Origin of the sequence: Achromobacter sp. EB05, assembly GCF_044232075.1 — a bacterium.
Taxonomy (GTDB): Bacteria; Pseudomonadota; Gammaproteobacteria; order Burkholderiales; family Burkholderiaceae_B; genus Achromobacter; species Achromobacter dolens.
In genome coordinates this window covers 4,156,228-4,168,467 of sequence record NZ_CP155917.1, presented here as the reverse complement: position 1 = coordinate 4,168,467, position 12,240 = coordinate 4,156,228, and the positions used below count along the sequence as shown (strand labels likewise).

At 69.3% G+C, this 12,240-nt stretch carries 15 protein-coding genes; 5 read left to right on the top strand and 10 right to left on the bottom strand.

The window, feature by feature from the left end; all coding sequences use genetic code 11:
- Nucleotides 1-16 precede the first annotated feature (16 nt).
- The 3 genes from AAID08_RS18960 (at nt 17) to pdxK (ending at nt 1,858) form a co-directional block, all read left to right on the top strand.
- On the top strand, nt 17-412 hold the full coding sequence (locus AAID08_RS18960) for an MbcA/ParS/Xre antitoxin family protein (protein ID WP_231133071.1): 396 nt from the start codon (nt 17-19) through the stop codon (nt 410-412).
- Nucleotides 409-891, top strand: coding sequence for an RES family NAD+ phosphorylase (locus AAID08_RS18955; RefSeq protein ID WP_395756766.1), 483 nt, complete (start codon nt 409-411; stop codon nt 889-891). Before AAID08_RS18960 ends, AAID08_RS18955 begins: the two co-directional genes overlap by 4 nt.
- Nucleotides 892-994: 103 nt before the next feature.
- Nucleotides 995-1,858 carry a pyridoxine/pyridoxal/pyridoxamine kinase gene (gene pdxK / locus AAID08_RS18950; protein ID WP_064528637.1) on the top strand — a complete coding sequence of 288 codons (864 nt, stop codon included), beginning with the start codon at nt 995-997 and terminating at the stop codon, nt 1,856-1,858.
- A 33-nt stretch (nt 1,859-1,891) separates the two neighbouring features.
- Here the strand turns inward: pdxK and cynS are convergent, their stop codons facing one another.
- The 6 genes from cynS to AAID08_RS18920 form a co-directional block, all read right to left on the bottom strand.
- Nucleotides 1,892-2,335 (bottom strand): cyanase, encoded by a 444-nt coding sequence (gene cynS, locus AAID08_RS18945; RefSeq protein WP_045953619.1) that lies wholly within the window; start codon nt 2,333-2,335, stop codon nt 1,892-1,894.
- A gap of 9 nt (nt 2,336-2,344) precedes the next feature.
- Nucleotides 2,345-3,139, bottom strand: a complete 795-nt coding sequence (locus tag AAID08_RS18940) for an ABC transporter ATP-binding protein (protein ID WP_054485296.1) — start codon at nt 3,137-3,139, stop codon at nt 2,345-2,347.
- A gap of 5 nt (nt 3,140-3,144) precedes the next feature.
- Nucleotides 3,145-3,987, bottom strand: a complete 843-nt coding sequence (gene ntrB, locus AAID08_RS18935; RefSeq protein ID WP_064527909.1) for a nitrate ABC transporter permease — start codon at nt 3,985-3,987, stop codon at nt 3,145-3,147.
- The gene (locus tag AAID08_RS18930) at nt 3,987-5,372 is read right to left on the bottom strand and encodes a CmpA/NrtA family ABC transporter substrate-binding protein (protein WP_064527907.1); all 1,386 of its coding nucleotides are present in this window, start codon (nt 5,370-5,372) and stop codon (nt 3,987-3,989) included. The genes ntrB and AAID08_RS18930 overlap by 1 nt, the downstream gene beginning before the upstream one ends.
- A gap of 132 nt (nt 5,373-5,504) precedes the next feature.
- On the bottom strand, nt 5,505-6,143 hold the full coding sequence (locus AAID08_RS18925) for a response regulator transcription factor (protein WP_054513818.1): 639 nt from the start codon (nt 6,141-6,143) through the stop codon (nt 5,505-5,507).
- 12 nt (nt 6,144-6,155) lie between these two features.
- A complete protein-coding gene (locus tag AAID08_RS18920) occupies nt 6,156-7,298 on the bottom strand; it encodes a PAS domain-containing sensor histidine kinase (RefSeq protein WP_054502926.1) in 1,143 nt (380 codons plus the stop codon).
- 192 nt (nt 7,299-7,490) lie between these two features.
- On the opposite strand from AAID08_RS18920, the gene AAID08_RS18915 reads away from it, so the two are divergent.
- The gene (locus tag AAID08_RS18915; RefSeq protein WP_026383041.1) at nt 7,491-8,414 is read left to right on the top strand and encodes an ABC transporter ATP-binding protein; all 924 of its coding nucleotides are present in this window, start codon (nt 7,491-7,493) and stop codon (nt 8,412-8,414) included.
- Nucleotides 8,411-9,172, top strand: coding sequence for an ABC transporter permease (locus AAID08_RS18910; protein ID WP_054417417.1), 762 nt, complete (start codon nt 8,411-8,413; stop codon nt 9,170-9,172). The genes AAID08_RS18915 and AAID08_RS18910 overlap by 4 nt, the downstream gene beginning before the upstream one ends.
- A gap of 84 nt (nt 9,173-9,256) precedes the next feature.
- Here the strand turns inward: AAID08_RS18910 and AAID08_RS18905 are convergent, their stop codons facing one another.
- The 4 genes from AAID08_RS18905 to AAID08_RS18890 all read right to left on the bottom strand — a co-directional run bounded on the left by AAID08_RS18905 (nt 9,257) and on the right by AAID08_RS18890 (nt 12,167).
- Nucleotides 9,257-9,955 (bottom strand): glutathione S-transferase family protein, encoded by a 699-nt coding sequence (locus tag AAID08_RS18905; protein ID WP_326339175.1) that lies wholly within the window; start codon nt 9,953-9,955, stop codon nt 9,257-9,259.
- A gap of 67 nt (nt 9,956-10,022) precedes the next feature.
- Complete coding sequence (locus AAID08_RS18900) at nt 10,023-10,415, bottom strand: DUF4168 domain-containing protein (protein WP_054502923.1); 393 nt, start codon at nt 10,413-10,415, stop codon at nt 10,023-10,025.
- Nucleotides 10,416-10,649: 234 nt separating this feature from the next.
- A complete protein-coding gene (locus AAID08_RS18895; protein ID WP_395756765.1) occupies nt 10,650-11,294 on the bottom strand; it encodes a 4'-phosphopantetheinyl transferase in 645 nt (214 codons plus the stop codon).
- 57 nt (nt 11,295-11,351) lie between these two features.
- Nucleotides 11,352-12,167 (bottom strand): sulfite exporter TauE/SafE family protein, encoded by an 816-nt coding sequence (locus AAID08_RS18890; protein ID WP_054502921.1) that lies wholly within the window; start codon nt 12,165-12,167, stop codon nt 11,352-11,354.
- Between the last annotated feature and the right edge of the window lie 73 nt (nt 12,168-12,240).

The window sequence follows — 12,240 nt, the reverse complement described above, 5'->3', positions numbered from 1 at the left end:
ATCCGGCGGCATCGCCGTGGCGCTGGAGGCTCGGCTCGGCCAGGCCCTGGGGCGGGCCGGGCCGCCCGCCAGCCTGCAGTGCGCGGCCGCGTTGCTGCAAGCGGTGCGTGCCGCCTTTGCCGGCGACCTGCATTGGCTGGCGCTGGTGCCGCAGGTCGAGCCGGGCCGGTCGCGCGACGCGCTGCGCGATCCCGGCCTGGATTTGGCCGACCTGCGCGTGCTGTACCGGGCGTTGCGGGTGGCGTGGCTGGCCGAGCTGGTGTTCGGCGGCGCGGACGGCGCGCGACGCTGGCTCCGCAGCCCCAAGCGGCGCCTGCATGGCCGGGTGCCATTGCTGCTGTGCCAGCACGGCCGCTACGCCGCGCTGATCGAGCAGTGGCTGATAAATATCGACGAAGGAAACGGGCCATGACCGCGCTCTGGCGCTTGAGCAACTGCCAGGACCTCATGCCGCGCGCCCGCCCCGCGGGCCGCTGGCATGCCGCCGGCGCGGCGGTTGTGGTGCTGGACGCCACCCCCGCTGCCGCCGTCTTCGCGCGCCTGGCCCAGGCCGAGGTGGAGCATCCGCGCGCCCTGCCGCGCAGCTATTTCCTGCTGGAGCTGCGGGTGCCCGCGGCGGCCGTGGCCGAACCGCGCCCGCCGGCCGGCTGGCAGAGCGATCTGCAGGCCTCGCGCGCCTTCGGCAACGCCTGGCTGGCGCGGGGCGATACCTTGCTGTTGAAGGTGCCCTCGGCGGCCGGCGGCTGCCAATACCTGCTGAATGCCGACCACCCCCTGCTGGCGCAATGCCAGATCGTGTCGTCGCTCGCCTATCCGTTCGCGCCTCATCTGGCGGGCATCGAGGGCGCCGTGCTGGATGGAGCGGGCTGGCTGGCCTGTGCGCACGACTGACGCGGAGGGCGGCGGCCCTGCCGGCGGCGGGGCCTGCCGCCCGGGACGGCCCCGGCTGGGCATAGAATATGCCGCATCCGTCCCTATTCGCAGGAGCCCGCGTATGACCGCCATTCCCGCTGCCGCCACGTCCGGCGCAGCGCTGCCCGCCGTGACCGCGCGGGTCGACGTCGTTTCCATCCAATCGCAGGTGGTCTATGGCTGCGTCGGCAACAATGCCGCCATGCCCGTGTTCCGCCAGGCCGGGCTGCGCGCCATCGCGCTGCCCACCGTCATCCTGAGCAATACCCCGCACTATCCGACGCTGCACGGCGGCGCGGTGCCGCTGGACTGGTTCGAGGGCCTGCTGCGCGGATTGGACGAGCGCGGCGTGACCGCGGTGGCGCGCGCCGTGGTCTGCGGCTACCTGGGCCAGCCTGGCCAGGCCGACCTGCTGGCGGACTGGCTGCGCGGGCTGCGGGCGGCGCGGCCCGAGGTGCGGGTGCATATCGACCCGGTCATGGGCGACCGCAACGACGGCCTGTACGTGGATGCCGGGCTGGTGGCGCAATACCGCCGCAGGCTGGTGCCGCATGCCCACGGCATGACGCCCAACCATTTCGAGCTGGAGCAGATGGTGGGCCGGCCGCTGGCCTCGATCGACGAAGTGGCGGCGGCCGCGCGCGAACTGATCGCCGAGGGGCCGGAATGGATCGTGGTCACCAGCGCCGCGCCGCAGACGGCGGCGCCCGGCACCCTGCGGCTGGCGGTGGTGACGGCCGCCGACTGCGTGGTGCTGGGCCACCCCGAGATCGCCATCCCGCCCTCGGTGCATGGCACCGGCGACGTGTTCATGGCGGCCATCACCGCGCGGCTGCTGGCCGGTGATTCCCTGGAAAACGCGGCGCGCGACGCGGCCGCCGCCGTGACCGGAGCGCTGGCGCGCACCCGCGATCTCGGCTGGGAAGAACTGGCGGTGGAAGGTTGACGCGGGCGGGCCGCCGCGCCCGCCGTGTCTTGCTCAATACGTCTTGTAGGGCAGGAACTTGCCGCTCATCACGATCTGCACGCGGTCGCCCTTGGGATCGGCCTCGCGCGTCAGGTCCATCTTGAAGTCGATGGCGCTCATGATGCCGTCGCCGAACTCTTCGTTGATGAGCGCCTTGAACGTGGTGCCGTAGACGTTGATCAGCTCATAGAAGCGGTAGATCAGCGGGTCGGTGGGCACCGTGGTGGGCAGCGAGCCCTTGTAGGGCACCACCTGTAGCTGCACCACCGCGTCGGCGGGCAGGTCCAGCAGGCGGGCGGCGGCCTGGGCCTGTTGCTCGGTCAGGGTCATCTGGCCCAGCAGCGCCGCGGTGGTCCATTCCTTGCTCTGGCCGACGGCCTCGGCGATGGCGGCCCAGGACAGCTTCTTTTCCAGGCGGCGGGTGACGATCAGTTCGGTGACTTCGGCGCGGGACATCATGGGGGTTCACTCCTTGTGGGAAGCCTTGTCGACCAGGAAGTCGACGAGATGGTTGCGGATTTCGTAATAGCGCGGCTCGTGGTGCAGGCTGGCGCGGGTGCGGCCGCGCGGCAGGTCCACCTCGACCGACTCGGCGATGCGGGCATGGGGGCCCGCGCTCATCAGCAGGATGCGGTCCGACAGCAGGATGGCCTCGTCCACGTCGTGCGTGATCATGAAGACGGTCTGGCGGGTTTCCTGCACGATGGCGCGCAGTTCGTCCTGGATGGTGCCGCGCGTCAGCGCGTCGAGCGCGCCGAAGGGCTCGTCCAGCAGCAGCATGCGCGGCTGGATGGCGAAGGCGCGGGCGATGCCGACGCGCTGCTTCATGCCGCCCGACAGCTCGCACGGCTTCTTGTCGGCGGCGCGGGCCAGGCCGACCATGTCCAGGTAGCGCAGGCTGTGCTCGCGCACCTGGGCGCGGGAATAGGCCGGCCAGCGCGAGCGCACGCCGAATTCGACGTTCTGCAGCGCGCTCAGCCAGGGCAGCAGGGCGTGCGCCTGGAACACCACGCCGCGCGCCAGCGACGGGCCGGCGATCTCGCGGCCGTCCATGATGACGACGCCTTCGCTGGCCTCGTCGATGCCGGCCAGGATGTTCAGGATGGTGGTCTTGCCGCAGCCCGAATGGCCGATCACGCAGACGAACTGGCCTTGTTCGATGCCGAAGTCGATGTTCTCGAACACCGGCGCCGCCGGCCGGCCGTCGCGGCCCGGGTAGCGCTTGGCCAGCGCCTGCACTTGCAGAAAGGGTGGGCTCATGGCGTTCACTCCCGGTAGCTGACCAGCCGCGCGGCGCGCGCCAGCACGGTGTCCAGCAGCATGCCGATCAACCCGATGAAGAAGATGGCGCAGATGATGTTGGCGATGGACAGGTTGTTCCATTCGTTCCAGACGAAGTAGCCGATGCCGGTGCCGCCGATCAGCATTTCGGCCGCCACGATCACCAGCCAGGCAATGCCGACCGAGATGCGCATGCCGGTCATGATGGTGGGCGCGGCCGCCGGCAGGATCACCAGCAGGGCGGTGCGCAGCCGCGACACTTCCAGCGTGCGCGCCACGTTCAGCCAGTCCTGCCGCACGGCGCCCACGCCGAACGCCGTGTTCACCAGCATCGGCCAGAGCGAGCAGATGAAGATCACGAAGATGGCTGAGGTGTCGGCATCCTTGATGGTGTACAGCGCCAGCGGCATCCAGGCCAGCGGCGAGATCGGCTTGAGCACCTGGATGAACGGGTCGAAGGCGCGGTAGACGGTCCTGGACATGCCGATCAGGAAGCCCAGCGGAATCGCCACCAGCGCCGCCAGCAGGAAGCCGGTCAGCACCCGCGCCACCGAATACGCCAGTTGGATGCCGATGCCCTTGTCGTTGGGGCCGCGGTCGTAGAACGGATCGCGCAGGTGCTGCCACAGCCGGGCGCCGACCTCGGCCGGGCCGGGGAAGGGCGTCTGCGAACCGCTGGCGGCGGCGTTGCCAACCAGCGCCGCATAGGCCGGATCGACCGTCGCCCCGCCGGCGGCGGGGCGGGTGGCGACGTGCCACAGCAGCAGGAACAGCAGGAACAGGATGACGGACAGGAAGGTCGCCCGCCAGGGTTGCACGGCCCGCATCAGCTCCTCCGGATCTTGAAGCTGGCCAGGTAGGCTTCGGGCTGGGCGGGGTCGAAGGGCTTGCCCATCACGCTGAAGGTCTTGGCGGCGTCGGCGGGCGGGGTCAGGCCGGCCTCGCGCATCAGGCGCAGCGCGTCGGTCGCCAGGAACACCTCATTGGCGACTTTCTGATAGTCGACATCGCCTTTTATCTGGCCCCAACGCTTCATCTGCGTCAGGATCCACACCGCGAACGAACCCCACGGCATGGGATCGAAGTCGATGCGCTGCGGGTCCTTGAGCACGTTGCCCAGGCCGTCGGCGTAGGTGCCGGTCAGCACCTGTTCCACCACCGTGACCGGCTGGTTCAGGTAGTTGGGCGCGGCGATGGCTGCGGCAATCTCCTTGCGGTGGGCCGGGTCGCGGGCGTAGGCGGTGGCCTCGATGATGGCCTTGAGCAGGGCCTGGTAGGTATTGGGCTGGGCGGTCACGAATTCGCGGCTGGCCGAGAACGCGCAGCACGGATGGCCGTCCCAGATGGCCTTGGACAGGGTGTGGATGAAGCCCACGCCGTCATAGACCGCGCGCTGGTTGACCGGGTCCGGCGCCAGGAAGCCGTCGATGTTGTCGGCGCGCAGGTTGGCCACCATTTCGGGCGGCGGCACCGAGCGGATCTGCACATCGGTATCCGGATCCAGGCCATGTTCGGCCAGGTAGTAGCGCAACAGGTAGTTGTGCATGGAATAGTCGAACGGCACGGCGAACTTGAAGCCCTTCCAGTCCTTCGGATCGCGCCGGTCCTTGTGCTTCATGGACAGGGTGATGGCCTGGCCATTGATGTTCTCCACGGCGGGCATGGTCCACGGCACCGCGCGGCTGGCGCCCACGCCCAGCGAGATGGCCAGCGGCATGGGCGACAGCATGTGCGCGGCGTCGTACTCGCCGGACATGGCCTTGTCGCGGATCAGCGCCCAGCCGGCGGTCTTGACCACTTCCACGTCCAGTCCCTGCTTGCCATAGAACCCCATCGGGTGCGCCATGATGATGGGCGTGGCGCAGGTGATGGGGATGAAGCCGACCTTCAGCTTCTGCTTCTCCAGCGGGCCGGCGGATTGGGCAAAGGCCTCCTTGGCGGCCGCCAGCGGGAACAGCGCGGCGACGGCGGCCATGGCCGTGCCCCCGCCGACCGCGCGCAGGAAGCGGCGGCGCAGGGCGTCCTGCGGGAACAGGGCGCGCATGACGGCGCCTTCCACCGCGCGGTCAAAGGCGGCGTCGCCGGACGCCGCGCCAGCGCGGGCGTCCTGGCCGTCCGCCGCCGCGCGCGCGTGCTCGGCCTGGGAGGCATGGCGGCCGCAGGCGCAGGCCAGGCGGCTGGCGGGATCGAACGGATTGCTGAACAGGGACATGGAGGCCTCCAGGGTTCGGAATGCCTCCATCTTGGGGCGCGCCGCCGGCGCCCGGTATCGCCGGTTCGACGATATCCATGTAGGGGGCGCACTACACGGTGCGCGGCCGCGCCGGGCCGGTGCGCGCCGCGCTCAGCGCGCACCCAGGTGGTGCGCGCGGGCATAGTCCACCAGCTCGACCAGCGTGCGCACGCCCAGCTTCTCGAAGATGCGGGCGCGGTAGGTGGAAATGGTGTTCACCGACAGCGCCAGTTGCTCGCCGATGGCCGACACCGATTTGCCGGCCGCCAGCAACTGCAGCACCTGGAATTCGCGGTTGGACAGCAGCTCGTGCGGCGGCCGGGTGCTGTCCTGGCGCACGGTGTGCGCCAGCAGTTCGGCAACGGTCGGCGTGACGTACATCCGGCCGGCGGCGGCGTTGACCAGCGCCGCCAGCAGCTCGTCTGGATCGCAGCCTTTGTTCAGATAGGCATGGGCGCCGGCGCGCAGGGCCCGCACCGCGAACTGCGATTCCGGATAGACCGACAGCATCACCACGCCCAGCGCCGGATGGTCGGCGCGCACCGTCTTGAGCACGTCCAGGCCGTCGCGCTCGCCCAGCGCCACGTCCAGCACCATCGCGTCGAAGGGCTCCTGGCGCAGCGCGCGCAGGGCGGCGGGGGCGTCGGCGGCCTCCCGCACCAGGCCCACGCGCGGGTCTTCCTGCAGGATGCGGGCCAGGCCGCGGCGGATGATGAGGTGGTCGTCGACGATCAGCAGGTTCAGAGGCATGGCGTCGTCTCCTCAGGCCGCTTGCGGGTTCAGGCGCAGGCGGGCGCACAGGCCGGCGCCGGGCGCGCTGTCCAGCTCCAGGTCGCCGCCGATGGCGCGGGCCCGTTCGCGCATGCCCAGGATGCCGAAGGTCTGGCGCGTCTCGGGCAACCGCATGCCCACGCCGTCGTCTTCCACTTCCAGCAGCAGGCCATCCTCGCCCCAGACCGCGCTGACGCTGACGCTGCGGGCCCGCGCGTGGCGCTGCACATTGGTCAGCAGTTCCTGCACGATGCGGTAGACGGCGATTTCCGCCTCGGGCGCCAGGCGGCGGCTTTCGGTGTCGGGCGGGCACAGGTAGCGGCAGCGCAGCCCGCTGCGCGCCTGCAGGTCCTGCAGCAGCGTTTCCAGCGCCGCCCACAGGCCCAGGTGGTCCAGCACCACCGGCCGCAGGTCGTTGAGGATGCGGCGGGTGGCGTCCATGGCCGTCTGCGTCACCTCCAGCATGCGGTCCAGGTGGGCCTGCAGGGGCGGCTCGCCCGCCAGTTGCCGGCGCAGCCAGTTCAGGTCCAGTTGCAGCGCGGTGAACGAGGCGCCCAGGTCGTCGTGGATATTGCGGGCGATGTGGGCGCGTTCCTGCTCGCGCAGCGTGCTCAGGTGCGAGGCCAGCCGCCGCAGCGATTCATGGGCGGCGCTGAGTTCGGCGGTGCGCACCTGCACCCGCGCTTCCAGTTGCGCCCGGGTGCCTTGCAGCTCGCGCTCGATGCGCTTGCGCGCGCTGATGTCCGAAAACGTCACCACCGCGCCCACGACTTCCTGGTCGTTGCGGATCGGGTACGAGGCATACTGCGCGTCGAAGCAGGAGCCGTCGCGGCGCCACAGCACCTCGTCGTCGACCCGTTCGCCGCGGCCGTCGCGAAAGGCCTTGAAGATGCGGCAGTCGTGCACCGGCATCAGGCTGCGGTCGGCGTGGGAATGATGGATCAGGTAATGCATGTTGCGGCCCACCACCTCGTCGGGGGTGTAGCCCAGCATGGCGGCGCCGGCGCCGTTGATGAAGATGCAGCGGCCGCGCAGGTCGATGCCGTAGATGCCCTCGCCGGCCGATTCCAGCAGCATTTCCAGCTGGCGGCGCCAGGCCGCGTGGTGTGACAGGTGTTTCAGATCCGCGAACATAGCCTTTCGACGGGCCTGGACGGCCCGATTCCCCTGGTTCGGGCGATTTCCGCCCTGTTTTTCCTTTCCGGGCAGTGTACGGCAGGCCGGCGCGGTTATCGCATTTATCAAACACACCGTTCCACCAGGCCGAACAAGTCGCCCGCGGCAGGCGGGTAAAATCAGGGGTTGTCCACCACGCTGGGAGCCAGAGTGCAGCCGGTCATTTCAGTTCAAGGCCTATCCAAGCGATACGCCTCGGGATTCCAGGCGCTCAAGAGCGTCGACCTGGAGATCCAACGCGGCGAGATCTTCGCCTTGCTCGGCCCCAACGGCGCGGGCAAGACCACGCTCATCAGCATCATCTGCGGCATCGTCAACCCGACCGAAGGCCGGGTGCTGGCCGACGGCCACGACATCCTCACCGACTACCGCGCCGCCCGCAGCGCCATCGGCCTGGTGCCGCAGGAGATCTCCACCGACGCCTTCGAAAGCGTGTGGAACACGGTCACCTTCAGCCGCGGCCTGTTCGGCAAGCCGGCCAATCCCGAATACATCGAGAAGGTGCTGCGCGACCTGTCGTTGTGGGACAAGAAGGACAGCCGCATCATGGCCCTGTCCGGCGGCATGAAGCGGCGCGTGATGATCGCCAAGGCGCTGTCGCACGAACCCAAGATCCTGTTCCTGGATGAACCCACCGCCGGCGTCGACGTCGAATTGCGGCGCGGCATGTGGGACATGGTGCGGCGCCTGCGCGAGAACGGCGTCACCATCATCCTGACCACCCACTACATCGAGGAAGCCCAGGAAATGGCCGACCGCGTCGGCGTGATCCGCAAGGGCGAGATCATCCTGGTCGAGGAAAAGAACGCGCTCATGACCAAGCTGGGCAAGCGCCGCCTGACGTTGACGCTGAAGGCGCCGCTGCCGGGCATCCCGACCGCGCTGGAGCCGTTCCACCTGGAAATGTCGGCCGACGGCCGCCAGCTGGTCTACACCTACGACAACCAGGGCGGCGGCCAGATCTCCGGCCTGCTGCGGCGCCTGACCGAACTGGACATCGAATTCACCGACCTCAACTCCTCGGAAAGCTCGCTCGAAGAGATTTTCGTCAGCCTGGTGCACGGACAATCATGAATTTCTACGCAATCCGCGCCATCTATCGCTTCGAAATGGCCCGCGCCTGGCGCACGCTGATGCAGAGCGTGCTGTCGCCGGTCATCTCCACCTCGCTGTACTTCGTGGTGTTCGGCTCGGCCATCGGTTCGCACATGGTGCAGATCGACGGCGTCAGCTACGGCGCCTTCATCGTGCCGGGCCTGATCATGCTGTCGCTCTTGACCCAGAGCGTGGCCAATGCTTCGTTCGGCATCTACATGCCGCGCTTCTCGGGCACCATCTACGAGATCCACTCGGCGCCCATCTCGTACCTGGAGATCGTCGCCGGCTACGTCGGGGCGGCGGCCAGCAAGTCCATCATCCTGGGGCTGATCATGCTGGCCACGGCGCGCCTGTTCGTGCCGTTCGAGATCGCGCATCCATTCTGGATGCTGGGTTTCCTGCTGCTCACGGCCATCACCTTCAGCCTGTTCGGCTTCATCATCGGCGTGTGGGCCGACGGCTTCGAGAAGCTGCAGATCATCCCGCTGATGATCATCACGCCGCTGACCTTCCTGGGCGGCACCTTCTATTCCATCAAGATGCTGCCGCCGTTCTGGCAGGGCGTGACGCTGTTCAACCCGGTGGTGTACCTGGTCAGCGGCTTTCGCTGGGCGTTCTATGGCGTGGCCGACGTCAACGTCGGCATCAGCGTCGCCATGACGCTGGTATTCCTGGCCGTCTGCCTGGTGGTGGTGCGCTGGATCTTCAAGACCGGCTATCGCCTGAAGACCTGAGCCTGTCCGTCGGCCGCCCGCTGGAGCAGGGGGGCGGCCCGCGCCAGGCGCCCGCGTGTGCGCCTGGCGCCAGCGCCGGACCGGCTACGCCGCCGCCACGGGCGCCTGGCGCGCCAGCCCGCCATGGGCATCGAGCAGCCGCTCGCGCCACGCGGCCACCGGATCGTCGGCCGCCAGCAGTTCCAGCGCGCTGGTGCAGCGCGCCCACATGAAGAAACCGAACACCGCGTAATCAGCGTAGGCTGGCTGCTGACCCGCCAGGTACGGCTGCCGCGCCAGCATCTGGCGCAATGGCAGCAGGGAGGCGCGCAGGGCCGCCAGTTGTTCTTCCCGCAGCGCGGGCAGGTCTTCGAGCGGGCCGAAGCGTTTTTCGCGGGTGTGGCGGAAGTAGTCCTTGTCCTTGGCGTCGATCAGGGCGTGGATCTCCGGCAGCAGCAACCGCGCCAGCGTCGGCACCAGGGTGGTGTCGGCCCAGCTGTTGGCGAACAGGCTGAGCGCCCGGCCGGTATCGCCGCCGAACAGCGAGGGGTGTTCGGGGAACGTGTCTTCCAGGTAGCAGGCGATCTGCCACGAATCGCTGATCACGTGGTCGCCGTGCACCAGCACCGGCACCAGCTTCTGGCCCGAGAATTCGATCGCTTCCTTGTCGGTGAAGCGCCACGGCACGGTGTTGGCGGTCAGGCCCTTGTGGGCCAGCGCCATGTGCGTTTTCCAGCAATGCGGGCTGAAGCGCAGCGTCGGATCGGCGCCGGCCAGGTCGTACAGGGTGAGATCGGGGGTCAAGATGCCGCGCTCCTTGAAGGGTTCCCCGGCAGGATACCCCCAAGGCGCGCTGAGCGGGGAGGGGGGCCTACTGTACGGTCGCGCCGGCCTTGCCCATGTTCATGAGGCGCTGCTTGAGCTGCGGATCCTGCTGCACGGCGCGGCCGATGCCGTTGAATTCCTCGACGGACAGGCCGTCCGCCTGCACCAGCTTGACCATCTTGGCGTCCGCTTCCTGGATCACCTTCTGCTTGGCCGCGTCGGTCTTGGCGGCGTCGACCTTGGGCCGATATTCGTCCACCACGCCCGACACCTTCTGCGAGGCCGAGGCAAAGCGCTGCAACTGCTGGTCGGTGGGTTGCGCGGCGGCGGGCGCCGTCGGCGTCTGGCTGGCGGGCGCGTTCTGCGCCAGGACGGGAGCACCGGACAAGACGGCCGCGGCTAGCACGGCCGACAGGATTGCGGTTTTGGAACGCTGCATGGAAACCTCCTAATTCCGGGTGAATGTCCGACCATGATGACAACCGGCCCCGGGGCGGTTCAAGTTTCGCAATGTGTTTTCCTGTGTCGGCGGACCACGATGGCGCCGGGCCTGCGCGGGAGTGGCGCCCCGGGCGGGCGGCGGAAATGTTTTGCCCGCAACTTCGTGACATTGCGCAAGCGGATCGCAGGCCGGGTGTCGGCGGCGGGGGGCGTCGCTGCCGCGCCGGAGCCGTCAGGGCGCCAACTGCACCGCCGTGTACACGTGTCCCTGGCCCTGCTGGTAACCGCAATGGAACGACTGGCCGCGCCGGAAATCCGGGCCGGCATCGCGCTGCAGCCGCAGCACCAGCCGCTGCGCCGTCACGTCCGCATGCACCACGGCCAGGTCGCTGAATTCCAGCGGGCAGCGCGTCAGCGGGAACTGGCACTTGTAAAGCGCTTCCTTGGCCGAGAACACCAGCGTGGCCCAGACGGCGCGGGGCAGGGCGCCGGCCACCAGGCCGTGCTCATCGGGCAGCATGCAGACGGCTTCGATCGCTTCCAGCGCATCGGCGCCGGCGATCGCTTCCAGGTCGATGCCCAGGCCGCGCGTGTCGGCGAGGCGGCCCACGGCCACGCCCAGCAAGCGCCGGCTGTGGCTGATGGAGCCGACGAAGCCCTCGGGCCAGCGCGGCGCGCGGTCCGCGTCCGCGCCGACCTGCACGGTGCGCGCGCCCAGCCCCGCCAGCAGCGTTGCGGCCAGTTCGCGTCCCGCCTGGTATTCGGCCTGGCGGCGCGCGGCGGGGTCCGGCGCGTCATCGGCCGGCAGGGGTTGCACGCGTTGGGCAATGCGGCCGGTCAGGACAAAAGGCGCGTAGGGGGCGGGCAGCGGAGTCAAGGCAGGGCGCCATCGGGTGGGATGCTCCGATCATAGGCCATCGCCGCGCCGCTGCGCTCAGGCCAGCGCCATGCTCAGCAGCACCAGCGCCAGCAGCGCGACGTAGACGCGGGCGTGCCATTGGTCCGGAATGCGCGGGATCAGCGGCGCCGCCAGCCGGATGCCGGCCAGCGACCCCAGCGCCAGCGCTGCGAAGGCCAGCAGGTCGACATAGCCGATGATCCAAGGCGCCAGCGGCGCCGGCAGCGCCCGCGCCGCCGCCATGTAGGCCAGCGTGCCGACAATCGCCACCGGCAGCGTCAGCGGATTGGCCATGGCCGCGGCCTTGGCCATCGGCAAACCGCGGCGGCGCAGCAGCGGCACCGTCATCACGCTGCCGCCGACGCCCAGAAACGTGGCGATGACGCCGATCGCCACGCCGCCTCCGACCGTCACGCCCTGGCCCAGGGGCCGCGCCGCGCGCGTCTCCCGCTGCGCCATGAAGCCCTGGCGCAGCACGCAGTCGAGAATGGTCACGGCCAGATAGGCGATGAAGGCATGGCGCACCAGGTCGCCGCTGGCGCGGGTGGCGGCCCAGGCGCCCAGCAGCGCGCCCGCCCCGATGAAGGCGGCCAGCGGCCAGACGTAGCTGCGCACGATGTTGCCGGCGCGCTGGTGCCTGCGGGTCGCGGCCACCGAGTTGACGATCATCACGCAGGTCGAGGTCGCCACCGCGATGTGCATGGCCGCCTGGCCGATGGCGTCCTGCGCGCCATGGGTGGCGGTCAGCACGCCATACAGCACCGGCACCACCACGAAGCCGCCGCCAAAACCGAACAACACCGTGGTCACGCCGCTCAACGCGCCGAACAGCGCCAATGTCACGTACAGCATTTCATGCGTCCTTTCCGTGAAACCGCCACGATAGGGCGGCTGGCGCTGGCTTGCTTTCGAGGATTGGACAATA

Excerpts from the sequence above, each read along its gene's own strand:
- AAID08_RS18930 (WP_064527907.1), bottom strand. The coding sequence starts at position 5,372 with ATGTCCCTGTTCAGCAATCCGTTCGATCCCGCCAGCCGCCTGGCCTGC.
- AAID08_RS18955 (WP_395756766.1), top strand. The coding sequence starts at position 409 with ATGACCGCGCTCTGGCGCTTGAGCAACTGCCAGGACCTCATGCCGCGC.
- pdxK (WP_064528637.1), top strand. The coding sequence starts at position 995 with ATGACCGCCATTCCCGCTGCCGCCACGTCCGGCGCAGCGCTGCCCGCC.
- AAID08_RS18910 (WP_054417417.1), top strand. The coding sequence starts at position 8,411 with ATGAATTTCTACGCAATCCGCGCCATCTATCGCTTCGAAATGGCCCGC.
- cynS (WP_045953619.1), bottom strand. The coding sequence starts at position 2,335 with ATGTCCCGCGCCGAAGTCACCGAACTGATCGTCACCCGCCGCCTGGAA.
- AAID08_RS18900 (WP_054502923.1), bottom strand. The coding sequence starts at position 10,415 with ATGCAGCGTTCCAAAACCGCAATCCTGTCGGCCGTGCTAGCCGCGGCC.
- AAID08_RS18890 (WP_054502921.1), bottom strand. The coding sequence starts at position 12,167 with ATGCTGTACGTGACATTGGCGCTGTTCGGCGCGTTGAGCGGCGTGACC.
- AAID08_RS18920 (WP_054502926.1), bottom strand. The coding sequence starts at position 7,298 with ATGTTCGCGGATCTGAAACACCTGTCACACCACGCGGCCTGGCGCCGC.
- AAID08_RS18925 (WP_054513818.1), bottom strand. The coding sequence starts at position 6,143 with ATGCCTCTGAACCTGCTGATCGTCGACGACCACCTCATCATCCGCCGC.
- ntrB (WP_064527909.1), bottom strand. The coding sequence starts at position 3,987 with ATGCGGGCCGTGCAACCCTGGCGGGCGACCTTCCTGTCCGTCATCCTG.
- AAID08_RS18940 (WP_054485296.1), bottom strand. The coding sequence starts at position 3,139 with ATGAGCCCACCCTTTCTGCAAGTGCAGGCGCTGGCCAAGCGCTACCCG.